The organism is Limnobaculum allomyrinae (assembly GCF_016649425.1).
In the GTDB taxonomy this organism is placed as follows: Bacteria; Pseudomonadota; Gammaproteobacteria; order Enterobacterales; family Enterobacteriaceae; genus Limnobaculum; species Limnobaculum allomyrinae.
Genome location: NZ_JADRCR010000007.1, coordinates 150,448 through 176,449 on the forward strand (window position 1 = coordinate 150,448; position 26,002 = coordinate 176,449).

The window sequence follows — 26,002 nt, forward strand, 5'->3', positions numbered from 1 at the left end:
CGCCATTTATTGTATTACAGATTAACCACCAAAGGTTACACCAACGGTCATATGCAGATTATAAAATACCGCACGACCAATGATTTCACCGCAAACTACCAAAATGAAACCCGCTAACATAGCCGGAGTTCCTGGCTTATTGCCTTTTAACATTGGATAAATCCACAGTCCCAGGCCAATAGCGACCAGAACTAAACGCAGAGCCATCAATTTACCAAACTGAGGTACCAACGCCATGGCAGACGTCACCGTGCTATGCATTCCAGCCAGTTCGGTACCTTGCATTAACGCTGAACCAATGCTGACCAGCAAAGCAATCACGCTTACCGCAGCCAGTAACTTCCCACTGCAGTTGCAGTCACGGTTCTTTAACAGGCAACCCAACAGAGGGCCTCCTATGAATACCGTCAGGAAGAAATTCAGCGTGGTATAACCGTTATGCCAGGTTGGTACTGTATCGATCTGATATACACGGCACATAGCATAAACAAACGCTATGCCAGCAACCATACCAATAATCAACCAAACTTTACCCAACGCCTGAGGCATTTTGCCCATTATTGCAATTAGCCAGTAGAAGCCACCAATGGCAAAGAACGCAGAGCCTAAAGCAATTTCATTACTCAGGCCGGACTCACCTACGCGATTTAACGAATTAAAGGCGCGAGCAATAGTTCCCAGGTGCATCACTGAAGCAATAAACGCAATACCCATCAGAACCCAGATAAAGAACATGCCTTTATGAATCGATTTTCTCTGCTCGTCTGTTGTTTGATTGCACAGAAGTGCCAGGCCTAAAACAATAAACCCACCGACAGCGCACTGGCCCAGTACGGTGAATAACATCAACGGCCATTCATGCCATCCCAGTTCCATATCAAACCTCCTTCGGATTGGATAAATGACCAGTAGTGTCACCAACAGGACGACTACAGGCGTTAGGTTTCAGCACAATATTCGGCCGGGTATATTTTTCAGCCGGTAATGGTGCAATCTCAGCCAGACGACCGTGCTTCTCGCGCAGTTCATCAATTGGCCCAAAGTCCAGCGCACGTAGAGGACAAGATTCTACGCAGATTGGCTTTTTACCCTCTTTTATCACTCGCTCATGGCAACCATCGCACTTAGTCATATGACCTTTAGCGGCGTTATATTGTGGAGCACCATATGGGCAGGCCATATGGCAATAACGACAGCCGATACAAACCTCTTCATTAACCAGCACAAAGCCGTTTTCATCTTTATGCATCGCACCACTTGGACAGACTTTGACGCAAGCAGGATCGCTACAGTGGTTACATGCAATGGAGAGATAGTAAGCAAATACGTTTTGATTCCAGATATCGCCATCTTTTTGCCAGTCGCCGCCGGCATATTCATAAATGCGACGGAAACTCACATCCGGAGTTAAATCTTTATAGTCTTTACACGCCAGTTCGCAGGTTTTACAGCCCGTGCAACGACTTGAATCAATAAAAAAACCATATTGTGTTGTCATTGGCGGCTCCTTAAACTTTCGCAACTTCAACTAAGTTTGTATGCTGAGGATTACCTTTCGCCAGCGGTGATGGTCTAAGCGTAGTCAGCACGTTAATGCTACCCGCATGGTCGACACCTTTGCTGTCTGGCGTATACCAGGCACCCTCACCTAATGCCACTACACCCGGCATCATACGTGGAGTCACTTTGACATTAATCTGGGTTTCACCCCGATCATTGAACATGCGGATCATGTCACCGTTTTTAATGCCGCGTTTCTGAGCATCAATTGGGTTCATCCATACTTCCTGACGTGCAGCTGCTTTCAACACATCGATATTGCCGTAAGTCGAGTGACAACGTGCTTTATAGTGGAAGCCGATCAACTGCAATGGATAGTTTTCACGCATAGGATCGTCTGCCCCTTCAAAAGTCGAGACATGAATAGGCAGTGGTGAAATCACATCGCCTTTTGGCAGTTCCCAGGTTTTAGCCATTTCAGCCAAACGCTCTGAATAAATCTCGATTTTGCCTGAAGGCGTTCCTAATGGATTGGCCTGAGGATCGTCACGGAATGATTTATAGGCAATAAAGTGCCCGGCTGGATCTTTGCGCTTGATGATTCCCATTTTGCGGAACTCTTCAAACGAAGGCAGCAGCGGATCTTTCTCACAAGATTGTTGATACAGATGGCGCAACCACTCTTCCTGAGTACGGCCTTCGGTGAACTGGGATTCAACCCCCATACGCTTGGCAATTTCAGAGGTCATCTCATAAATAGAACGACACTCGAACTGAGGCTCAATAGCTTTATCGGCAAAAATGACATAGCCCATGTTTCCTGATGAGGCATCCAGACAGAAGTCCATCTGTTCTGAAGTAGTCAGGTCTGGCAGCAAAATATCAGCACAGCGAGCGCTGGCTGTCATGTGGTTTTCAATCACTACCACCATTTCACACTTGGTATCATCACCAAGAATCTCCAGCGTCTTATTGATATCAGAGTGCTGGTTTAGCATGCTGTTACCAGCATAGTTCCAGATAAATTTAATCGGCTGCTTCAGCTTATCGGTACCACGTACACCATCACGGGTTGCCGTCATTTCCGGGCCACGCATAATTGCATCGGTCCACAGGAAGAAAGAGATACTGTCTTTAACCGGGTTTTCCAGCGTTGGAAAACGCACAAATGGAATGGCGTAGGAACCTTCACGAGCGCCAGTGTTACCACCAGTAATCCCCACATTACCGGTCAGACAGGCTAATACAGCTATCGAACGGGCAACTTGTTCTCCATTCGCATGGCGCTGAGGCCCCCATCCCTGACAAATATAGGCAGGTTTAGCGGTACCAATTTCACGAGCTAACTTGATAATACGATCGGCAGGAATAGCAGTAATTTTAGACGCCCATTCTGGCGTTTTAGCAATACCGTCATCTCCTTCACCCAAGATATATGCTTTATAGTGACCATTGCTTGGTGCGCTTGCCGGTAATGTCTTCTCGTCATAACCTACACAATATTTATCCAGGAACGGCTGATCCACTAAATTTTCGGTGATCATCACATAAGCCAGTGCAGAAACTAACGCTGCATCAGTACCTGGCGTAATTGGGATCCACTCATCTTCACGCCCTGCTGCTGTATCACAATAGCGAGGATCGATGACAATCATTCTGGCATTAGACTTTTCCCGGGCTTGCTCCAGCAGATAAGTAATGCCGCCACCGCTCATGCGGGTTTCTGCCGGGTTATTACCAAACATCACTACCAGTTTGGTATTTTCAATATCAGAAATACTGTTGCCGGAGCCACCGCCATAGGTATAACTCAGGCCAGTGGTAATTTGCGCTGTACTATACGTGTTATAGTGGTTCAGATAGCCACCGCAACAGTTCATCAGGCGAGCAATCAGTGACGTTCCTGGCGGCCATGAACGAGTTACCGTTCCACCCAATGTCCCGGTCGCATATTGAAGATAAACAGCTTCGTTACCATAATCCTTAATAATACGCTTCAGATTATTAGCAATTTCATCATAAGCCTCTTCCCAGGTAATGCGTTTAAATTTACCTTCGCCACGCTTACCAACGCGTTTCATCGGATATTTTAAACGGTCTGGATTATAAACCCGACGGCGCATTGAGCGGCCTCGCAGGCAGGCCCTGACCTGATGGTCTTGATAGACATCATCACCAGTGTTGTCTGTCTCAACATACTTAATTTCGCCATTTACTACATGCATACGCAATGGACAACGGCTACCGCAGTTTACGGTACAAGCACTCCAGACGGTTTTAGCCTCTGGCGCAGTACTGTTACTAACAGTTTCTTCTGCATTCGCGGTACCAAATGGTAATGCAACACTACCAGCCGCTACTGCCAGGCCACCCAATGCGCTGGTTTGCACGAATTTACGTCGGCTTACCGGCATCAATACTGGATTTTTCTGATCGTCAAGGCTCATAAAATCACCTGTTATTTTATCGTTAGATTATGGGTTTCTGTTAAATTGCTTCTCTGTGGGAAAAGTAAATATAAAAGGTAGTCAGCAATAGCTAATATCAGGAATAAAAAAGTCAGACTGAATAAGTAATGGCTTATTCAATGAAGGTATCTGCATCCATTTCACACACTCGATCCTACCTAATCTATCAACTAACATACTACGTTAACATCGCCAGAAATTATTGCGTTCAATCAATTATGACTGCATTAAAATAGCCAGAGTCTACATTAGAATAAATAATAATCGGGTTATAATATTGTGATTACATGAACAATTAATGCAATTAACACTATGATTTATATAAAAAATAAAAGGATAATGAAAATAATTCTTATTTATTGAAGGGGTGTACCATATCCTTTAATAAGAAAATGAAGGTGTTAATAAACTTTATATTAGATGGAATTCAGACCGTTTCTTATTTCAACTCATCATTAATCAGATAATAATTCTGATAGCAGGAATAAATTAGTATTTGATAAGTAACTATCCAGGGATTTCATTTATCTGTTTTAGCTAAATATAATATATCACTTGTTTCAGCCAGAGATATGAACAGATTTTTCCGTAAACAATATGTGTACTATATGAATAAAATTGCATTTATTGTGCATATAGTTTCAAGCGTATAAAAAAGCCCCGGGGTAAACCCGAGGCCATTCGATTAACGAATACCTATCAGCCGATATATTCCAGGCCGCCCATATACGGACGCAATACTTCAGGAACTTCAATTCGACCATCAGCCTGCTGATAGTTTTCCAGTATAGCAACCAGAGTACGACCCACTGCCAGACCAGAACCATTTAATGTATGAACCAGCGTGGTTTTCTTATCATTTTTACCACGATAGCGAGCCTGCATGCGGCGAGCCTGAAAATCCCACATGTTAGAACATGAAGAGATCTCACGGTATGTGTTTTGAGCCGGAACCCAAACTTCCAGATCGTAAGTTTTACTTGAACCAAAACCCATATCACCAGTACAGAGTAAAACTTTACGGTAAGGTAGCCCCAAAAGCTGCAGCACTTTCTCGGCGTGACCGGTCAACTCTTCTAACGCGTTCATAGAGTCTTCAGGACGAACGATTTGTACCAGCTCAACTTTATCAAACTGGTGCATACGAATCAGACCACGAGTATCACGACCATATGAACCTGCCTCTGAGCGGAAACATGGTGTATGAGCGGTCATCTTTAATGGCAACTGATCTTCATCCAGAATTTCATCACGTACCAGGTTAGTAACCGGAACTTCTGCAGTAGGGATCAGACCATAGTTACTGGTTTCTGCTTCTTCTGTCAGTGGTTTAGTGTGAAACAGGTCTTCACCAAACTTTGGCAATTGCCCGGTACCAAACAGCGTAGCCTGGTTAACCAGATAAGGAACGTAAGTTTCCATATAGCCGTGCTGGGTAGTGTGCAAATCCAACATAAAGTGTGCCAGAGCACGATGCATACGCGCAATTTGCCCTTTCATCACGACAAAACGTGCACCGGTCAGCTTCACTGCGGCAGCAAAATCCAATCCGCCACTACTTTCGCCTAAATCAACATGATCGCGAATAGGGAAATCAAATTTGCGTGGTTCACCCCAACGGCTGACTTCCAGATTATCATGTTCATCTTTACCAAATGGTACTGACTCATCAGGAATATTAGGAATAACGGATACCGAATTGTGAATCTCAGACTGTAATTGCTCAAGCTCGGATTTAGCAGCATCCAGCTTTTCGCCCAGTTGGTTAACTTCACGACGTAACGCTTCAATATCTTCACCGCGAGCTTTAGCTTCACCGATGGACTTCGATCGTGCATTACGCTCAGCTTGTAATGATTCTGTTTCAACCTGCAAAACCTTACGGCGCTCTTCCTGCTTACGTAAAGTATCTACATCCAGTTTAAAACCTCTGCGAGCCAGTTTTTCAGCAGTTGCGTCTAGCTCATTACGTAATAAATTCGGGTCCAGCATGCTAATCCTATGCCTATATATTTTTAATATTAATCGATGGCCGTACCGGCTGACTGACAGCCCGGCAGACAGTTTTCCGCAATTACCTTACCGCAACCAACAGGTTAACGGTAGCGTTTTATGGTGCTATTTTGATCCTGCTCAGCCAACCAGCTCAGCTTTTCTGCAATCTTGGTTTCTAAGCCACGCGGCTCAGGAAAATAATAACGTTGGCCAGCCATTTCCGGTGGAAAATAATTCTCTCCTGCCGCATAAGCGTTTGGTTCATCATGAGCATAACGATACTCTGCACCAAGCCCCATCTCTTTCATCAATTTAGTCGGGGCATTACGCAAATGTTCTGGTACATCAAAATCTTTCTGATGTTGGGCATCCTGCATTGCAGCCTTAAACGCTTTGTATACCGCATTACTTTTTGGTGCACAGGCCAGATAAACAATCGCCTGCGCGATAGCTCTTTCGCCTTCTGCCGGGCCTACGCGAGTAAAACAATCCCAGGCGGCAATTGCCACCTGCATACCACGAGGGTCCGCGTTACCAACATCTTCTGAAGCAATCGCCAGCAAACGACGGGCAACATACAACGGGTCGCCACCGGCAGTGATTATTCTGGCATACCAGTAAAGTGCCGCGTCAGGTGATGAACCCCGTACCGATTTATGTAGTGCGGAAATCAGATCGTAATAACGATCGCCTTTATTATCAAAACGGGCGCTACGTTCACCGGAAGTCTCTTTTAACAGTTCAGGTGTTAAAACACGTTGACCATCAGCAGAAATCTCGGCCATATCCGCCATCATTTCAAGGCTGTTTAGTGCCCGACGAGCATCACCACCCACTAATTCGGACAACATGCGTCGAGTTTCATCGGGTAAAACAATATTCTGTTTACCATATCCCCGCTCATCATCATTCATTGCCTGCAGCAGAACTTGCTCAATATCACCGCTTTCCAAAGATTTCAGCAAATAAACTCTCGCTCGGGATAACAGAGCCGAGTTTAATTCAAATGAAGGGTTTTCAGTAGTTGCGCCAATAAAAGTAATGGTGCCATCCTCTACATGAGGCAGAAAAGCATCCTGCTGGCTCTTATTAAAACGATGAACTTCATCTACAAACAGAATGGTTCTTCGACCGGCATCACGATTATTACGCGCCCGTTCAATGGATTCGCGAATCTCTTTAATACCAGAAGTTACTGCGGATATTCGTTCGATATCCGCATTACCATAATGACCAATGATTTCAGCCAGCGTGGTTTTTCCGGTGCCCGGCGGCCCCCAAAGGATCATTGAGTGCAAATGTCCAGCTTCTATTGCCCGTGGTAATGGCTTACCTGGAGAGAGCAAATGACGCTGGCCGATGTATTCAGCCAGCGTCCGGGGCCGCATGCGAGCGGCCAGAGGCTGAAACTCATTTTGAGAGAAATCGAGTGACAGAGTACTCACTAAGACCTCACTGGCGCTGATCGTCGATGGTCACGCCTTTTGGTGGTGTAAAGGTGAATTTAGCAGCATCAACTGAACCGCTTTGCTGGCCTTTTAAGGTATAGGTGCTGCGTTGTCCATCTTGTTCTACCGCAACAAAACCTTTAATGACACCATCACCAGTCACATTAATAGAAAATGCTTTAAGGTTGCCTTTAGCTGCCTTTGGTTTTAACTCAAACTCATCGCCTTTTTGCACTACATCATACTTACTCCAGTCAGTAGCGCTATTGCGAGTGATCAGCATAAATGGCGTATCACCGGTAACGCTGTCTAACCAGGTTGCCGTTGCCTGCTCAACAAATGGATTAAAAAACCAAAGGGTTTTACCATCAGAGACTAAAATACTTTCATCCGGTGAAGTCATATGCCAACGAAACAGGTTAGGACGCTTAACCCACAGTTCACCCTCTCCCTGTTGAATTGCAGCACCGCCGGCATCTTTCACTGACTGAGAGAAACTGGCATGAAAACTATTCACCTTATTTAAACGACTCTGCAAGTCTGAACGGTCATCAGCCAATACGGCTGATGACACCAGGCCAGACATCAGGCAACAGGCGATAAATAATTTCTTCATTGTTGCAATTACTCCCATCTATTATCAATAAAGCGTCAATTAAACGCGTTGAATATCACCGCCAACTCTACCTGACAATCACCCGTCGCGTATAGTCTTGAATCAGTAAGTATATGATCTTTTACTTATCTTTTCAGTTAGCATAAGGGCCGCATTTTGCGGCCCTTAAACAACAGTTGTTGCCTTAAATTAATCAAACTGACCGCGGGCTAAAACCTCCCGGTTACCATTATGCCCCGGAGGACTCACAATACCCTGAGCCTCCATTTGGTCAATAATGCGCGCAGCACGGTTATAACCAATGCGGAACTGGCGCTGAATTCCGGATATTGATGGCTTTTTCTTTTCCACCACAAAAGCCACGGCCTGATCGAACAGTGCATCAAGCTCTTCATCCGCTTCCAGTCCAAAACCACCTTCACCTTCTTCTGAGGTTGCTGTGATGCTATCAATATACTGAGGACGGCCACGCGCTTTCCAGTCCTGAACTACCGCATGAACTTCCTGATCGCGCACGAAAGCACCATGAACACGCACCGGCATCGAGGAGTTAGGTGGTAAATAAAGCATATCACCCATCCCCAACAAGGATTCTGCGCCACCCTGATCGAGAATGGTTCGCGAATCAATCTTGCTTGATACGGTAAATGCCATACGGGTTGGAATGTTAGCCTTAATCAGACCCGTTATCACATCTACTGATGGACGCTGGGTTGCCAACACCAGATGAATACCTGCAGCACGAGCTTTTTGTGCCAGACGAGCAATCAACTCTTCAACTTTCTTGCCTACCGCCATCATCAGATCGGCAAATTCATCAACCAATACGACGATATAAGGCAGTTTTTCCAGCATTGGTGGTGATACATCCATGCTTTCGCTTGGCTTCCAGAATGGATCCGGTATTGGACGACCCAGACGTTCAGCCTCTTCAACCCTTTCGTTGTATCCCGCCAGGTTTCTTACCCCAAGGGCAGACATCAACTTATAGCGACGTTCCATCTCGCCAACACACCAGCGAAGCGCATTGGCGGCGTCTTTCATATCAGTAACCACTTCGGTTAGCAGGTGAGGAATTCCCTCATAAACTGATAACTCCAGCATTTTGGGGTCGATCATAATAAAGCGAACATCTTCTGGCTTAGCTTTATACAGCATGCTCAGAATCATGGCGTTCACACCTACCGATTTACCTGAACCTGTCGTACCAGCTACCAGTAAATGAGGCATTTTAGCCAAATCGGCAACCACTGGTTGCCCCGAAATATCTTTACCTAACACCACAGTAAGTGGAGAAGGCGTGTCGGTAAACTCTGGAGTATCCAGCACTTCACGCATATAAACCGTTTGGCGACGTTCATTTGGCAATTCCAGACCAACATAGGGCTTGCCCGGAATAACCTCTACCACACGCACCGCCGTTACCGACAGCGAACGAGCTAAATCTCGCGCCAAACTGGAAATTCGGGACGCTTTCACGCCCGGCGCTAAATCTAATTCAAAACGAGTAATCACCGGCCCCGGCAAAATATCAACCACATGTGCTTTAACTCGGAAATCGGCAAGGCGACGCTCCAGTAAACGAGCGGTCTCTTCTAGCGCTTCCACATCTACCGGATCCTGATTCAATGGAGGTGAAGCCAGTAAATCAAGAGAAGGTAGTGGCGTAGTTGGTTTTTCTAACGGCCGTTCATTACGCATCAGGAACGGATGAATTAAGCCGTCCATTGAAGGCTGAGCGGGTTGTGGCTCTTCTTTAGGCGCTACAGGTTGGAAAGGTGATGGCGTTTGTGATGTTACATTCACACCATGCGATGACTGCGTATAACCTGACGCTGTAACCGGTGCCTGTGGCACTGGAGCTACCGGACGTTCAACAGGTTGTTGATAACCATAAGATGAAGTAACCGACTGCGTAACGTCATTGATATTACCAAAAGGAACATCATCAGTGCGTTCTACGTCACCTACCTGGGAAGGTAAGGTAAACAGTGGTTCAACTGGACGTTCATCAGGAACCTCATCGTCAACATCATCCCGGGCAGAAATACCGTACAGTGGGTTATCGACCATATCCTCATCGTTATCATCATCCTGATAACGATCACCATAGCGTTGACGCTGTTCTTCTTCAAACGCCCTTCTCAATGCTTCTTGCTCTATCGCCTCATCATCGTCTTCACTAACAGCGAAGTCATTCACCATTGGCTTATTACGGTTAAGACGATCGCGTTCACGCTGCTCCGCCTCCCGTTGTGACGGCAGTTTAATCCCATAGGAAGCAAGTTCGCGGCGAGTGGGGATTCGAACAGGATTTGGACGCGGAAGCTCTGGGCCAACCCCCTGTTTAACCTGCGGCTGACTACCGGCTACAGGAGTAAACGTCATGGTTGGCACAGATGAAGTAGCTGTTCCTGCGGCAGCGGCCGTGACAGCAGCCGTTGCTGCACCAAATGTCAGGTTGCTTGATAATGCATCCGTATTTGGTGATGTATTATCCTGTGCCGTTGCATCAAAATCTCCCGATATCAACGGCTCTGTTGGTTCATCTGGTGATGTATCAGCAACAACCGGTGGATTAATCGGAGAATAAGGATTAGTGAACTCGCTACGCTGAGTTTCTGACGGGTTAACGGTTACCGTCTGTGGTTCAGAATTGCTGAAAGTATAGGTTGTCGGACCAAAAGAAATCGCCGGTTGTTCTGACGAAGAAATCGTTGGTTCAGCGGGAACCTCGGGCTCATGTTGAACAGGTGCGTGACTTTCGTTATTCATCCTGTCAGTCACAAGATCTACCGAACCAAATGTTGCTGGTTCAGGTGATTCTTGTAGTTCAGGCAAATCGTCCAGCGCTGCATTAAAAGTAAACTCCTGCTGCAGTTCATTGACCTCTGCGTCATCATCAGCCTGAGTCAACTCATCGTCAGATCTTACGCCTGGCGCAGTAAACAAAACATCATCCGCTGCGGTCGCAGCAAAAGAAGAAGCGCCAACGGTAGAGGTGATGACGTTGTCATTAACGTTATCCTGATCGTAATCGGTAACATCACGCTCTTTGCGAGTTTTATTTGAGGCAAAGGTCAGGATACCCATAACAAAGGCACCTATCTTTTCAGCAATCGTTAACCATGACCAGCCGGTAAACAGTGTTAGCCCTACAGCCCATACGCTGAGCAAAATCAGTGTCGCACCTACGCTGTTAAAATGAGGTAACAACGCACTATTGATCAAACTACCAATCACACCGCCGGAGGCAAAATAGTACCAGTCATCAATACTGATAGCCGACAGGCCACAGGATGAAAAAATCAGAGCTAGCAGCCCGATAAAGCGTAGTGAAAAGGAGAATAGATCAACGGCTTTCTGCTCACGCTCGTGGCGATACAGCATCCAGCACTGAAAAACGATCATTGGCGGTACGGCATAGGCCAGCACCCCAAAAATAAATAACAGGGTATCTGCCAGCCAGGCTCCGGTTTCACCACCTATATTATGAATAGGTTCGTGCCAGGCTGTTTGTGACCAGCTAGGGTCGGCAGGATTAAAACTAATTAACGCCACCATAAGGTAAATGGAGAAAATAACCACCAATAATAAACCAGCTTCAAAAAGCCGCTGGCGGCTACTTAACTTCTTCAACTTAGGCTCTTTATCTTCTATATATTCCTGGCTCAAGAAAGGCTCTCCAGGTTACCGTAGTACCGAGTAATAAAACGGCAGCGCCAGGAGTACCCAGCGCTGAAACTGTATGAATACACAGGAGTGTAACGGAAGTTAGCAGATTTTGCACCTGCAACGATGAATTATCGTGTTTTGATAACTAAGTGGTTACTTTGTTTGACTTCTTCCATTACTACATAAGTACGCGTATCGTTTACACCCGGTAAGCGCAACAGCGTCTCACCTAACAGTTTTCTGTATGCAGACATATCTGATACACGAGTTTTCAGAAGATAGTCAAAGTCACCGGATACCAGATGACACTCCTGAATTTCTTCCAATTTTTGCACAGCCGTATTGAACTGTTCAAACACATCTGCTGCGCCACGGTTTAAGGTGATTTCCACAAACACTAACAGCGATGCGTCCAGATAGTGTGGATTTAATAACGCCGTATAACCTTGAATAAATTTTTGTCTTTCCAGACGACGTACGCGCTCCAAACATGGAGTTGGAGATAAGCCAACGCGTTTTGACAGTTCAACGTTGGAAATGCGACCATCCAGTTGTAATTCATTCAAAATATTACGGTCAATGCGATCAAGATCTTTGCTAGGGCGTTTTTTATTGTCTACCATTTTTTTTCTCTCAATATCTTCCTTGTTTCTGATACACCATTATCTATCCAAAAGATATCTGGCGCCTCCGTTCAGGCCAATCTTGTAGTTACCAGGTAAATCTGCCATCAGGCAGTTTCTCGTTACCGTTTTTCGCACAATAACGAAGCATTACATCAACTGGATTAACTAAAACTAACAACCTAAAACATACCACTATTGTGATCCGCGAAGTTCCGCAATTCTACGCTAAACTATCATTTGAACATATCGTATTATGCGGTCAATCTATATAAATAAAGTGTATGTATCTATCATCTTGCCAAATTATCTATACACTGTTGCTTTATTAATATAATTACCAGCGTAATCACAGAATAATGTTTTCGCAAATAGCTACCTTATTGTCAAAGCAAATGATTAAAAAAAAGCACAATTCTCTATAAAAATCCGTTTCGGCTTCATTTTTAATCTAAAAATCATTTTTTGATAGATAAAAGCTATCACATCGATTGGTAACAATGTAGCTAATAACTTTTTTTAATGCGCTATTTTCCTTACAATCGCATGTATCTTCCGACCTCACTTTTATAGAGGAATTATGGCCATGGCCAAACATTGTAAATTACTTATTTTAGGTTCTGGTCCTGCTGGTTACACCGCAGCCGTCTACGGTGCCCGTGCAAACCTTAGTCCGGTACTCATCACCGGTATTGAACAGGGTGGACAATTAACCACAACAACCGATGTTGAAAACTGGCCTGGTGATGCTGAAGGCTTGACTGGCCCGGCATTGATGGAGCGCATGCGTGAACATGCACTCAAATTTAATACTGAAGTCATTATCGACCATATTAATCGTGTTGATTTGCAAACCCGACCTTTTCGTCTGTTTGGAGACAGTGAAGAGTATACCTGTGATGCATTAATCGTTGCTACCGGTGCTTCTGCTCAATATTTAGGCTTACCTTCAGAAGAGGCGTTTAAAGGACGTGGCGTTTCTGCCTGTGCAACTTGTGATGGCTTCTTCTATCGCAACCAGAAAGTTGCCGTTGTCGGTGGTGGTAATACCGCCGTTGAAGAGGCATTATATCTCTCTAATATCGCTGCTGAAGTCCATCTGATTCACCGCAGAGACAGTTTCAGGGCAGAAAAGATCCTGATTGACCGGTTGATGGAAAAAGTTCGTCACGGCAACATTATCCTGCATACTGACCGAACTCTGGATGAAGTTTTGGGTGACGATATGGGCGTTACCGGCGTTCGTCTGAAAGATGTCAAAACTCACGTCACCGAAGAGTTAACGCTGACCGGCGTGTTCATTGCTATCGGTCATCGTCCAAATACGGCAGTCTTTGCGGGTCAGTTAGAACTAAAAGATGGTTATCTGAAAGTACAATCAGGCAGCCACGGAAATGCAACACAAACCAGCATTCCTGGCGTATTTGCGGCAGGTGATGTTGCAGATGATATCTACCGTCAGGCCATTACTTCTGCTGGCAGCGGCTGTATGGCTGCACTGGATGCAGAACGCTATCTTGAGACGCTAAATAACAATTAATAGCTATTGTGTGAACTGAAAGTGTGACACAACATAACAAGGCGGCTAATGGCCGCCTTCTTGTTTCATGGATACTAATGGTATCCTAAGCCCAACTTTAGTTATCAGAACCAGTCTATTTTATGTCTAATATGAATAAGGTACGGCAACGTGAGTTAACACGTTGGTTAAAGTCTCAGGGTATTCTGGCTCAGCGCTGGTTACGGATATCTACCCTGTTAGGACTACTCAGCGGATTGTTAATCATTGCGCAGGCCTGGTTACTGGCAACTCTGCTGCACTCGCTGATTATTGAAAATATCCCCCGCAACGAGTTACTTAATTATTTTCTGTTGATTGTGGTCACCATCGTGCTGCGTGCAGTGCTGGCCTGGTTTCGTGAGCGGGTTGGTTTTATGTATGGCGCAGCGATACGTCAACACATTCGTCGTCAGGTGCTAAATCGCCTTGAACAACTTGGCCCAGCCTGGATTCAGGGGAAGCCAGCAGGTAGCTGGGCCACCATGATTCTTGAACAGATTGAAGATATGCAGGATTTTTACTCCCGCTATCAGCCTCAAATGATGTTAGCGGTGATTATCCCGCTGTTAATTCTGGCCACTGTATTCCCTATTAACTGGACTGCCGGTCTGATCTTACTGACCACTGCCCCACTTATTCCAATATTTATGGCGTTGGTCGGCATGGGTGCGGCGGATGCGAATCGACGTAACTTCATTGCACTGGCACGTTTGAGTGGTAACTTTCTTGACCGATTAAAGGGTCTGGAAACCTTGAGATTGTTCCACCGTGCAAAAGCGGAAACGGAACAAATTGCTCAGGCCTCAGAAGACTTCCGTTCACGTACCATGGATGTGTTAAAGCTGGCCTTCCTCTCTTCCGCTGTTTTAGAGTTTTTTGCTTCAGTATCTATTGCTGTGGCTGCGGTTTATTTTGGCTTCTCATATCTGGGGGAACTGAATTTTGGCTCATACGGTTTGCCGGTTACGCTATTCGCCGGATTTCTGGTATTGATTCTGGCGCCAGAGTTTTTCCAGCCGCTGCGGGATTTAGGAACCTATTACCATGCCAAAGCACAGGCTATTGGTGCCGCTGAATCTCTGCAAACCTTCTTACAATCAGAATCAACACAGTCTAACGGTGAAGGTACTCAAGATTTAGTCCAATGTGATCAGGTCACCATCAAAGCAACAAACCTGCATATCCTCTCTCCACAGGGAAAAAGCCTGGCTGGCCCACTCAATTTTATCTTAACTCCCAACCAGCGTATCGCGATTGTCGGGCATAGTGGCGCAGGTAAAAGCTCTTTGCTTAATTTGTTATTAGGATTTTTACCCTATCAGGGTTCGATCACTATTAATGATATTGAGTTGAGCTCTCTTCGCCCTGCTTCATGGCGAAGAGAGCTCAGTTGGGTGGGACAAAACCCTCACCTGCCGGAGCAAACGCTGCGTGGAAATATTTTATTGTCTAATCCACAAGCTACCGATGAGGCTCTAAAGCTGGCAATACAGCGAGCCTATATTGATGAATTTGTGACACAGCTTCCTGATGGACTGGATACCGTAGTCGGCGATCATGCGGCCAGACTATCTGTAGGTCAGGCCCAACGAGTCGCCGTTGCCCGGGCACTATTATCCCCCTGTCACTTATTGCTGTTGGATGAACCCACCGCCAGTCTTGACGCCAACAGTGAACGTCTGGTGATGAAAGCCTTAAATGAAGCCTCGCTCCACCAAACCACTTTGCTGGTTACCCATCGTCTCGAAGATCTTGAAGGTTACGATCAGATTTGGGTGATGGATAAAGGCCAAATCATTGAACGGGGAGATTTTATGACTCTCAGCCAGTCAGGTGGCGCGTTTGCCGCTTTAATGTCTAACCGAAATGCAGAGGTCTGAAAATGAAAACATTATTACCATTTTTAGCCCTGTATCGTCGTCATTGGTTCCGTCTCTCTTTAGGGATTGTACTGGCTATTGTCACTATTTTAGCCAGTATCGGTCTGTTAACGCTTTCAGGATGGTTTCTGGCAGCATCGGCACTGGCAGGTATTGCCGGTATCCTGTTTAACTATATGTTACCGGCTGCTGGAGTACGTGGCTCTGCGATTTTCCGTACAGCCGGACGTTATGCTGAGCGCGTAGTTACTCACGATGCCACTTTCCGTGTTCTGGCTCACCTGCGAACCTTCACTTTTAAGAAGCTGATGCCTCTTTCGCCTGCCGGTATTGCCCGTTTCCGTCAGGCAGAATTGCTTAACCGACTGGTGGCTGATGTAGAGACACTGGATCACCTCTACCTACGGCTTATCTCACCTCTGGTCAGCGCCATTGTCGTTATTATGGTGGTGACATTTGGTTTAAGCTGGCTGGATGTCTCTCTGGCATTTACGCTTGGTCTGATCATGCTGGTGTTGCTGTTCACTATTCCGGCTATCTTTTATCGGGCCGGTAAACCTGTGGGAGCAGATTTAACCGCATTACGCAGTGACTACCGGGGACAACTCACTTCATGGCTACAGGGGCAATCTGAGCTGGTTATTTTTGGTGCTTTGACTGCATTTCGCCAAAAACTTGATGTGATTGAGCTTCGCTGGTTAGAACGTCAAAAGCAACAGGCTTCATTAGCCGGTTCATCACAATCTCTGATGATTGTGGCATCCGGATTAACTTTCGTTCTGATTCTCTGGATGGCAGCAGACGGAGTTGGTGACAATTCCCAGCCCGGAGCGCTTATCGCTCTGTTTGTATTTATTTCTCTGGCTGCCTTTGAAGCACTGGCTCCCGTTGCCGGAGCTTTCCAGCATTTAGGTCAGGTGATGGCCTCTGCTGAACGCGTTAACCAGTTAATTGAACAAAAACCGGAAGTCACCTTCCCACATCATCAGACAGCTTTCGCGGAGCAAGCCTCGCTGTCACTGGACAATGTAAGCTTCACCTATGAAAAGCAGCCTTTCCCGGCAATAAAGAATGTTTCATTGAATCTGCAATCCGGTGAGCATATCGCCCTATTGGGTCGTACTGGCTGTGGCAAGTCCACCCTGCTACAACTATTAACTCGCGCCTGGGATCCACAGCAAGGTACTATCCTACTTAACGATCGTCCTTTGACCGACTATGATGAAGCCACTCTGCGGGAAATGATGGTGGTGGTTACCCAACGTGTTCATATCTTTAGCGCTACGTTACGTAACAACTTATTATTGGCCGCCCCTGATGCCAGTGATGAACAACTCACTTCTGCTCTGATTAAAGTAGGTCTTGATGCTTTACTGGAACAGGATGGACTCAATACATGGATAGGTGAAGGTGGTCGACAAATCTCCGGCGGCGAACAACGTCGTATCGGTTTAGCCAGGGCGCTGCTGCATAAGGCCCCGTTAATACTGCTGGATGAGCCTACAGAAGGGTTGGATGCCAACACAGAACATCAAATTCTGATGCTGTTAAAAGAACACTGCCAGCATAAGAGCGTTATCCTGATAACCCACCGCCTGTCAGGATTAGAACGAATGAATCAAATCTATGTAATGGATGCGGGTCGAATTATTGAACAGGGAACCCATCACAGTCTGCTGGAACAACAAGGTCAGTATTACCGTTTCCACCAACGTTAATCTCCCCGTTCGCATTCCCCGGTAAGTCGCCGGGGAATCATTTTGCCTCAACCGTAATCATAGTGACATAAGGATAATGTTGGTAATACACCGGCGATTCAGGGGTATACATATTAGAAATGCTACCGTCCAGATAGAGTAAATCTCTTATCTTTAGCCGATCACGCGCATAGTAGGTAAAATCGTAAAAACTCATCGCCTGCTTACTGAGTAAAAACACGACCTTCCCTTTATCCGTAATTCCAACACCATGCCGAATTTTTCGGGATTCAGACGTATTGCTAAACTTATTATTAACCACACCTTTGTTAATTAGTAGCGGGCCAGACTGCACGGCAAAATCAGCTACTGGTGTTAAGCGAAATTTTTCCAGCGTATCAATACGTACAACGCCATTACGCACAGAAAACACACCGCCCGGACGAATGAAGAAATTACCTTTCCCTTTTTGCCGATTCAGCTTACTTAGTACTTTACCTTGCTCAATATAAAGTCCTTCTGGTTGGTAACTTTTGCTGTATATCCCACCGTTAATTACCATGTGGATTTGCCGAGTCTTCCCTTGCATATCCAATAAATTATTAATTGTTTTATACGGCGTTCCATCGTCTTTGAGCCAATACATGCGGATGGTTTCAGTTGCCAGATCTGGCGTATAGGTCAACATTACTGAATCCGAATCTGCCCGAGCAGCATGGGTCGCGACCAATAACATCACCATCATCAACACCCGAGCTAATTTATATTGTAATCCCATCAAATAACCTCTGTTCCAGTATTCCGTTACCCACATGCTATGACGTTATGTCGCGGCACCAACTGCGATAATCTATTGCTGGCTGGCATTATACAATGGTAAATAGTGGTAAAGCGGGTCATTCTTCCCATTCAGGAATCTATTTGTCCTATCTCTCACCCATTTCTGGTAAACTAGCGTCCGTTGTTATTTGTCCGATAATTATCCTGAGAGATAATTTTGATAGGTTATACGTTATTATGCCGCTGATTCAGCTATCGCCAGATTCCATCGATTTTCCACCGGTAAAGTATGCGCTGGAAGATCCTAATGGTTTGCTGGCGCTGGGTGGCGATCTCTCCCCGGAGAGACTACTGAATGCTTATCAGAATGGTATTTTTCCCTGGTTCAGTCCTGACGACCCAATATTATGGTGGTCACCCGATCCTCGAGCCATTCTGGTACCAGAACAGTTGCATGTCAGTCGTAGCATGATGAAATTTATTAGCAAGACATCCCTGCGTGTAACGTTGAATACCGCGTTTCATCAGGTGATTGAAGCCTGTGCCAGTGAGCGAGATGAAGGAACCTGGATTGATCCAACTATCCAGTATTCTTACATTCAGCTTTACCTACAAGGAGTGGCACATTCTGTTGAAGTATGGGATCAACAGAAACTGGTGGGGGGCTTGTACGGTGTTGAACAAGGTTCGCTATTTTGTGGCGAGTCGATGTTCAGTCGTCAAACTAACGCTTCCAAACTGGCTTTATACGTATTTTGTCAGCATTTTATTCGCCATGGTGGTAGATTAATCGACTGTCAGATTTTAAATCCCCATACTGAGTCATTGGGCGCTACCGAGATCCCTCGCTCAGATTATTTACAATTTTTATACAAATTACAGCAACAGCCGCTCTCTCCGGCCTGTTGGGCTCCTCAAGATTTGCGTTGAAACCATCATATGATGAGCCAACAGAGTGAAAATAAAGCAGCTTAACCTGCTTTTCTTTACACTCTGTCCTTTACACTTTGCTCGTTTTTCGGCATTATCTTGCCGGTTAAAAACTAAGGTAGTTACACCTAGAGGATTCGATGGCCAAAGAAGACAATATTGAAATGCAAGGCACGATCTTAGATACGTTGCCTAACACAATGTTCCGCGTTGAACTGGAAAATGGTCACGTGGTTACAGCCCATATCTCCGGTAAGATGCGTAAAAACTATATCCGCATTCTGACGGGTGACAAAGTCACTGTCGAACTGACCCCGTACGACCTGAGCAAAGGCCGCATCATCTTCCGTAGCCGTTAATAAACGGTACTCCGCATTCATATTGCGGAACCCGTTGGAGTTAATCTCCTGCGCCCTTACCTGTTGGCAAGGGCGTTTTATTTACAGTTAATGGATTACTGGACGGCCTTCTCAATTTTCGGTTTTTTCATTTTCTCAAACCGATAAGCCAGGTCATTTGCCTGAGTATCCAGCGTTACACTGACTGAACCACCGTTCACTAAAGAGCCAAACAACAGTTCATTAGTTAATGGTTTCTTCAAATGTTCCTGAATAGCTCTGGCCATCGGACGGGCTCCCATCGCTTTGTCGTAGCCTTTTTCAGCTAACCAGTGACGAGCATCCTGACTGACTTCCAGAGAAATTCCCTTGGCATCCAACTGTGCCTGCAACTCAACAATAAACTTGTCTACCACCAGTTGAATCACTTCCGCTGACAAATGGTTAAACCAAATGATACCGTCTAAACGGTTACGGAATTCCGGTGTAAACAGACGTTTAATTTCACCCATTGCGTCAGTACGATTATCCTGATGTTTAAAACCAATGGACTCTCGCTGAGTTTCCTGAACCCCGGCGTTGGTAGTCATTACCAGAATCACATTGCGGAAATCAGCTTTACGGCCATTGTTATCCGTCAACGTACCGTTATCCATTACTTGCAGCAACAGGTTGAATACATCCGGATGGGCCTTCTCAATTTCATCCAACAGCAGAACCGAATGAGGATGTTTAATTACCGCATCAGTAAGTAAGCCGCCTTGATCGAAACCTACATAGCCAGGAGGCGCACCAATCAAACGGCTGACGGTGTGGCGCTCCATATACTCGGACATATCAAAACGCAGCAGCTCAACGCCCAGCGCCTTTGCCAGCTGTACAGTAACTTCGGTTTTACCCACACCGGTTGGGCCGGCAAACAAGAATGAACCTACCGGTTTGCGCTCATCCCCTAACCCTGCACGGCTCATTTTGATAGCTTCAGTCAGAGCGTTAATCGCTTTATCCTGACCGAAAATCATCATGCCCATACGTTCAGCTAAGGTTTTCAACACAGTACGATCGTTAGCCGAAACGGTTTTCTCCGGAATGCGGGCAATACGAGCAACGATGGTTTCGATATCGCTGACGTTGACCGTCTTCTTACGTTTGCTGGCTGGCATTAAGCGGCAATAGGCTCCAGCCTCATCGATCACATCGATGGCTTTATCCGGCAGATGACGGTCGTTAATATATTTCACCGACAATTCAACCGCTGCGCGAATCGCTTTAGCGGTATAACGCACGTCATGGTGTTTTTCATACTTCGGCTTCAGCCCGGTAAGAATTTGCACCGTTTCTTCTGCGGTAGGCTCAGTAATATCGATTTTTTGGAAACGACGTGCCAAAGCACGATCCTTTTCAAAGATATTGCTGAATTCCTGATAGGTGGTTGAACCCATCACCCGAATACGTCCATTGGAAAGCATTGGTTTAATCAGGTTTGCTACATCAACCTGACCGCCTGACGCCGCACCGGCACCAATAATGGTGTGGATCTCATCAATAAACAGAATGCTGTTTTTATCTGCTTCAAGCTGCTTTAAAAGCGCTTTGAAACGTTTTTCAAAATCACCACGGTACTTGGTACCAGCCAGTAATGAGCCAATATCCAGAGAGTACACGGTGCAATCCGCCACCGCTTCAGGAACATCTCCCTGAACAATTCGCCATGCCAAGCCTTCGGCAATAGCGGTTTTACCCACGCCAGATTCACCAACTAATAATGGGTTGTTTTTACGACGGCGGCATAAAACCTGAATAGTACGTTCCAGTTCCATCTCCCGACCAATTAACGGATCGATACTGCCGTTTTGAGCTAATTGATTCAGATTGGACGTAAAGTTATCCATGCGATCTTCTGCACTGGTTTGTTCATCTTCACTGGGAATAGAGCCTTGAGGGCCAATATCATCCTGTGATCCATCTTTACGGGTACCGTGAGAAATAAAGTTCACAATATCCAGACGGCTGACATCATGTTTACGCAGTAAATAGGCCGCGTGGGATTCTTGCTCGCTAAAAATAGCCACCAGCACATTAGCGCCGCTGACTTCGGTTCTGCCAGATGACTGGACATGAAATACTGCACGTTGCAGCACCCGCTGGAAGCTCAGGGTTGGCTGAGTTTCAGACTCGGGACTGCCATCCGGTAAGTGAGGCGTGTTCTGTCCAATAAATGACTCGAGTTCGTGATGTAACGCGACAATATCTACCTGACAGGCTTCAAGTGCCTCTCTCGCTGCCGGATTGCTCAATAATGCCAGCAACAGATGTTCGACGGTCAGGTATTCATGACGCTGTTCCCTGGCTGTAGCAAACGCCATGTTGAGACTGAGTTCCAGTTCTTGATTAAGCATGGGCACCTCCACATAAATGACCTTTTCAGGCTTTTTCTAACGTACACAACAATGGATGCTCATTCTCTCGCGCGTAGCGATTAATTTGCGTTACCTTCGTTTCTGCAATCTCTGCAGTAAAGACTCCACACGTTGCCTTACCTTGATAATGAACGATTAACATCAATTGTGTTGCCCGTTCAATGTCATAGGAGAAGAATTTCTGTAACACCTCCACCACAAATTCCATCGGCGTATAGTCATCATTATTCAGTATAACCTGATACATCGGAGGTGGTTGTTTCAGCTTCTCATCTAATTCTGAGTCAGCCAGCTCTTCCAAGCTTAGCCAATCGCGTAAATTATTCATTTCCAACATGCCGTTTTACTCTGGTACTTACCCTGATGGGATATCTGTCAGATAGTTTGCCTGAGTTGATAAAAGAATGGTGATTATACGTGAAACCACCCCTGACTTCGCCGGTTGCGTCGGAATTTACCGACCCAATTACCGCTATCTGAGACAGCTCTGACTTGCAGAGCAAGAATATATCTATGGATATACCGTCAGGCAGCGCACAGATTTTTCTGTTACTGCTTTTACTGAATAATGACTTTTTATCACATGATAATCAAAATGTTTTGACCTCTTAAAGCAATAATAAGTTCGTTATCTGGGGATAAGTGGCAGCCAAAATAAAAAAGGAAATTCACACAAAATAACATTTGGATACAAAATCACGGTCTGAACGCTGAAATATTAACCATTCATGCCACGTTCAGACCGCTAAAGTGATAGATAAAACTTAATTACCAGCCCGGCCTCGAGCCAGCCATAAAATACGAGAAAACATACGCTTTAGTAGCGGAGGAATACTTTCTGTTCCCATCTGCCCTGCCCGTTCAGCTACCTCAATAGCCAGATCGGGTTTAGAACTGTGTTGAATCGCTTTACTAATAATTTTACGCATTGGCATATGAACATTAGAAGGAATCCCTGCCGCTTCGTAATAAACGTTGCTAAACCCTTCTTTGAACATAAAATTCTCCATATCCAGCGCCGGTAATTGAGTCAAACGCTCCCGATCGCTATCTCCACCACCATTAATAAATGAACGAACCGTATCGGCGTATTTTTTGCCAGCATCATCACCGTCCACCAGCACGTGCCACTCGATTCCCATCTTACTGGCATATTTTAATAAGGGTCGTAAACCACTTTGCGCAAATTCAATGACCTTAATACCTTCCGTTTCAAAGTGATATCCACACTGACGCGCCAGTTCGGTCAATAACCATACTTCAGTTTCCCCTTCCACCAACAGCCAGCTACGGGCAAACAGTGAAGAGGCTCGGTTTAAACGAATATGAAACGAAATACGTCTGCGTTCCTGAATATTCAACTCACCCGCCTCAATTCTAAAAGCGGCGACTCTATTAGACTGACGCACTAAACGATAGACACTCTCCAGAGGTACCAGAGAAAGTAAATCCCCTGAGTTGGTGGTAGTGATCTTTTGCAGCGGTAGATTATTCAGCAACCCCCAAGCCGCAGATAACATAATCGGGTGTAGCCGACTTTCCGGATCTTCAATCAGCAGTAAAGGTACCGCTTTGGCATCCAGGTTTTCCGTGCCTCTGGCCTGAATCAAGGTTGAAAACACTCCCAGCAAAATCATACGCATATTGCGACTTTCGGGTTCAGAAATAAGCTGATTCAGGTAGTTTAATGATTGCCACAATTGCGTGTTATGACGGTACTTCTCATCCTTATAACGGATATTTTCACTGCTTTCTTTGGCATTCAAGGCGATAAAGTAGTGTTTAAGCAAAGCGTGAATCGCCTGTAATCCCTGTTTCAAATCCTTATTGCTTAACTTTTGAGGATTACACTCGAGTTCTTCCGCCAGTCTGGCTAATTGTTGACTTAATGCTTCGTTTTCCTGTTCCTGCAACTGTGCTGTTTCCTGACGGAAACGTCGGCCAAAACGGGCATCCCGTAATCGTAATACCGGATGCAGGCGAACAATCTCACGGGCTAATACATCAATATGATCCAGTTCCATGGCATGACCAGCTGCATCCAGAAAAGAACGAGCTGTTATTACATTGCCCTCTTTCTGAACCTCACCCTCCAGACGATAGAGAATTCGAGACAGTCCATCATTGCCTTTTATCCATAATGGGGAAAGCTTGCGAAACTTAGGCATCTCCGGAGAATCAACTTCTCGGGCACAGAAGGTAAAGACCATATGTAAATGGTCCTGACGGGATGATTCATTTCCCATCGGATAATGAAAATCCTGCAATTTAAAAGAGTAAAGATCGCTACCGGGAGAAAAGAGCAGCGTTAATGCATCCAGCAGGCTTGATTTACCCCAGGCATTTTCACCAATTAACACTACGTTTTCATTTAACGTCAGCGACAGGCGATTAATTCCTCTGAATCCTACTATTTCAACGCGCTCTAAATACATATCATCTCACTTAGCCTGCGGCAGAAAGTGTTTTGTCTTACCTATAATTTACTGAGTAACAAGATAATTATATGTTAGCCAACGCTAAAAACTATAAACCCAATGAAAATAACTGGCTGAATAGCAATGAATCATTCTTTAATTCTTTCTATACGTGGCACTTTACTCCCCCCACACTTTTAGTTAGCGTATAAATTCATTAACTAAAACTAAACAAAATCAGATGGCTTACTACCAATAAACTATGTATTCAGGTCTAATCATTATTCTGCTGCCGCTGGTTATCGGTTATCTGATCCCAGTCAAAAGTTTGCCTTTATTACGGCGTATTAACCGTCTGTTAAGCGCGATGGTGTACGTTATTTTATTTTTTATGGGTATCAGCCTGGCGTTTCTCGATAACCTGAGCGCTAATTTACAGATGATCTTTCTGTATGCCGGCGTATTTTTTGTCTGTATTTTTATTGCCAACGTACTGGCGTTAAAACTGCTGGATAAACAATGGCCATGGAAAAATAATCATCGCCAGGAAAAGCTCCCCTCTCGTCTGCATATGGCGCTGGAGTCATTACAGCTTTGTGGCGTGGTAGTTCTCGGATTTTTGTTAGGATTAAGCCAGTGGTGTTGGTTCACCTACGCTTCTCGAGCCAGCGAATTTGCATTGATATTTCTGCTATTACTGGTGGGTATCCAGCTTAGAAATAGCGGTATGACACTAAAAGAGATCACACTAAATAAGCGTGGAATGGTGATTGCTCTGGTAGTCACCGTCAGCGCATTGGCTGGCGGAGCACTGGCGGCGTTGTTGCTTGGATTGCCAATAAAACATGGTCTGGCCATCTCTTCGGCTTACGGCTGGTATTCCCTGTCGGGTATTTTACTTACCGACTCTCTCGGCCCGGTACTCGGGAGTGCTGCTTTCTTTAATGACCTCGCCAGAGAGCTGGTGGCTATTATGTTGATTCCCACGCTGGTACGCTCCAGCCCTTCTGCTGCCCTCGGCGTTTGCGGCGCAACCTCCATGGATTTCACCCTCCCGGTGCTGCAACGCAGCGGCGGCGTTGAAATGATCCCCCCGGCAATCGTACATGGATTTATTCTTAGTTTGCTGGCCCCGGTGTTGATGGCGTTTTTTGCTGCTCCCTAAACTTGCCCTTAATCTCTTAATTCTTAGCCTTTGACCTTTAAGAGCACTGGAATTCAGCTGACGACTGAGAGAGGGTAGCACGCCCAACATGGATGTTTGGCGAGGCACTGCTTCGCCTGACAAAATTGCAGGAGCAATTTTGAACAGCACAACGTGCTGGCCCCGTAGGGGTGAGCCTCATGGATGAGGCGAATAAACCGAAGCAGTGCCGGTGCGTAAGCCCGAACGAAGGAGGAAGGTAGTCGCATAGCGACCTGGATTCGGGTGCGAAAGCGCGGGATTGTTAAGGGGGTTCGCCAACCCCCTTAACTCGGCCACGTATTCCACGGTTAATTCATACTCTGCACTATTAGTGGTCGAAACTTTCTCATTACTCAACCCATCCTTTTTTTGATTTAAATCAACAACAGTTAAAGTTGCATTTAAAATACCTTTTTAACCTTCACCCATCGTCTTATGATAAACATGAATTCAAAATACAACTTATAA

The 26,002-nt window shown here is 45.6% G+C and carries 18 protein-coding genes; 6 read left to right on the forward strand and 12 right to left on the reverse strand.

What is annotated here, in order from left to right; translation table 11 throughout:
- Positions 1 to 21: 21 nt before the first annotated feature.
- The 8 genes from I2494_RS13955 to lrp all read right to left on the reverse strand — a co-directional run bounded on the left by I2494_RS13955 (position 22) and on the right by lrp (position 12,325).
- Positions 22 to 876, reverse strand: coding sequence for a DmsC/YnfH family molybdoenzyme membrane anchor subunit (locus I2494_RS13955; protein ID WP_218467369.1), 855 nt, complete (start codon positions 874 to 876; stop codon positions 22 to 24).
- Position 877: 1 nt separating this feature from the next.
- The gene (locus I2494_RS13960; protein ID WP_218467370.1) at positions 878 to 1,498 is read right to left on the reverse strand and encodes a DMSO/selenate family reductase complex B subunit; all 621 of its coding nucleotides are present in this window, start codon (positions 1,496 to 1,498) and stop codon (positions 878 to 880) included.
- Positions 1,499 to 1,508: 10 nt separating this feature from the next.
- On the reverse strand, positions 1,509 to 3,947 hold the full coding sequence (locus I2494_RS13965; RefSeq protein ID WP_218467371.1) for a DmsA/YnfE/YnfF family dimethyl sulfoxide reductase: 2,439 nt from the start codon (positions 3,945 to 3,947) through the stop codon (positions 1,509 to 1,511).
- 720 nt (positions 3,948 to 4,667) lie between these two features.
- Positions 4,668 to 5,960: a serine--tRNA ligase gene (serS, locus tag I2494_RS13970; RefSeq protein ID WP_218467372.1), complete on the reverse strand. Its 1,293-nt coding sequence runs from the start codon at positions 5,958 to 5,960 to the stop codon at positions 4,668 to 4,670.
- Between the two features lie 104 nt (positions 5,961 to 6,064).
- A complete protein-coding gene (locus I2494_RS13975; protein ID WP_218467373.1) occupies positions 6,065 to 7,408 on the reverse strand; it encodes a replication-associated recombination protein A in 1,344 nt (447 codons plus the stop codon).
- A gap of 7 nt (positions 7,409 to 7,415) precedes the next feature.
- Positions 7,416 to 8,027, reverse strand: coding sequence for an outer membrane lipoprotein chaperone LolA (lolA, locus tag I2494_RS13980; RefSeq protein ID WP_218467374.1), 612 nt, complete (start codon positions 8,025 to 8,027; stop codon positions 7,416 to 7,418).
- Positions 8,028 to 8,216: 189 nt separating this feature from the next.
- On the reverse strand, positions 8,217 to 11,702 hold the full coding sequence (locus I2494_RS13985) for a DNA translocase FtsK 4TM domain-containing protein (protein ID WP_218467375.1): 3,486 nt from the start codon (positions 11,700 to 11,702) through the stop codon (positions 8,217 to 8,219).
- A 128-nt stretch (positions 11,703 to 11,830) separates the two neighbouring features.
- Complete coding sequence (gene lrp, locus I2494_RS13990) at positions 11,831 to 12,325, reverse strand: leucine-responsive transcriptional regulator Lrp (RefSeq protein WP_047781371.1); 495 nt, start codon at positions 12,323 to 12,325, stop codon at positions 11,831 to 11,833.
- 580 nt (positions 12,326 to 12,905) lie between these two features.
- Here lrp and trxB point away from each other — a divergent pair.
- From trxB to cydC, 3 genes are all read left to right on the forward strand, one after another.
- A complete protein-coding gene (trxB, locus tag I2494_RS13995; RefSeq protein ID WP_218467376.1) occupies positions 12,906 to 13,865 on the forward strand; it encodes a thioredoxin-disulfide reductase in 960 nt (319 codons plus the stop codon).
- Between the two features lie 131 nt (positions 13,866 to 13,996).
- Positions 13,997 to 15,766 carry a heme ABC transporter permease/ATP-binding protein CydD gene (gene cydD, locus I2494_RS14000; RefSeq protein ID WP_218467449.1) on the forward strand — a complete coding sequence of 590 codons (1,770 nt, stop codon included), beginning with the start codon at positions 13,997 to 13,999 and terminating at the stop codon, positions 15,764 to 15,766.
- A 2-nt stretch (positions 15,767 to 15,768) separates the two neighbouring features.
- Positions 15,769 to 17,484 carry a heme ABC transporter ATP-binding protein/permease CydC gene (gene cydC, locus I2494_RS14005; protein ID WP_218467377.1) on the forward strand — a complete coding sequence of 572 codons (1,716 nt, stop codon included), beginning with the start codon at positions 15,769 to 15,771 and terminating at the stop codon, positions 17,482 to 17,484.
- Between the two features lie 37 nt (positions 17,485 to 17,521).
- Here cydC and I2494_RS14010 read toward each other — a convergent pair whose 3' ends face one another.
- Positions 17,522 to 18,241 carry a phosphodiester glycosidase family protein gene (locus I2494_RS14010; RefSeq protein WP_218467378.1) on the reverse strand — a complete coding sequence of 240 codons (720 nt, stop codon included), beginning with the start codon at positions 18,239 to 18,241 and terminating at the stop codon, positions 17,522 to 17,524.
- 239 nt (positions 18,242 to 18,480) lie between these two features.
- Here I2494_RS14010 and aat point away from each other — a divergent pair, with 239 nt between their 5' ends.
- Both aat and infA read left to right on the forward strand, forming a co-directional pair.
- Positions 18,481 to 19,173, forward strand: a complete 693-nt coding sequence (gene aat, locus I2494_RS14015; RefSeq protein WP_218467379.1) for a leucyl/phenylalanyl-tRNA--protein transferase — start codon at positions 18,481 to 18,483, stop codon at positions 19,171 to 19,173.
- A gap of 140 nt (positions 19,174 to 19,313) precedes the next feature.
- Positions 19,314 to 19,532, forward strand: a complete 219-nt coding sequence (infA, locus tag I2494_RS14020; RefSeq protein WP_029093554.1) for a translation initiation factor IF-1 — start codon at positions 19,314 to 19,316, stop codon at positions 19,530 to 19,532.
- A 95-nt stretch (positions 19,533 to 19,627) separates the two neighbouring features.
- Here infA and clpA read toward each other — a convergent pair whose 3' ends face one another.
- From clpA to I2494_RS14035, 3 genes are all read right to left on the reverse strand, one after another.
- Complete coding sequence (clpA, locus tag I2494_RS14025) at positions 19,628 to 21,910, reverse strand: ATP-dependent Clp protease ATP-binding subunit ClpA (protein WP_218467380.1); 2,283 nt, start codon at positions 21,908 to 21,910, stop codon at positions 19,628 to 19,630.
- 25 nt (positions 21,911 to 21,935) lie between these two features.
- A complete protein-coding gene (gene clpS, locus I2494_RS14030; protein ID WP_218467381.1) occupies positions 21,936 to 22,259 on the reverse strand; it encodes an ATP-dependent Clp protease adapter ClpS in 324 nt (107 codons plus the stop codon).
- A gap of 436 nt (positions 22,260 to 22,695) precedes the next feature.
- Positions 22,696 to 24,366, reverse strand: a complete 1,671-nt coding sequence (locus I2494_RS14035; protein WP_218467382.1) for an ATP-dependent nuclease — start codon at positions 24,364 to 24,366, stop codon at positions 22,696 to 22,698.
- A gap of 244 nt (positions 24,367 to 24,610) precedes the next feature.
- Here I2494_RS14035 and I2494_RS14040 point away from each other — a divergent pair, with 244 nt between their 5' ends.
- Positions 24,611 to 25,513: a lysine exporter LysO family protein gene (locus I2494_RS14040; RefSeq protein ID WP_218467383.1), complete on the forward strand. Its 903-nt coding sequence runs from the start codon at positions 24,611 to 24,613 to the stop codon at positions 25,511 to 25,513.
- Positions 25,514 to 26,002: the final 489 nt, after the last annotated feature.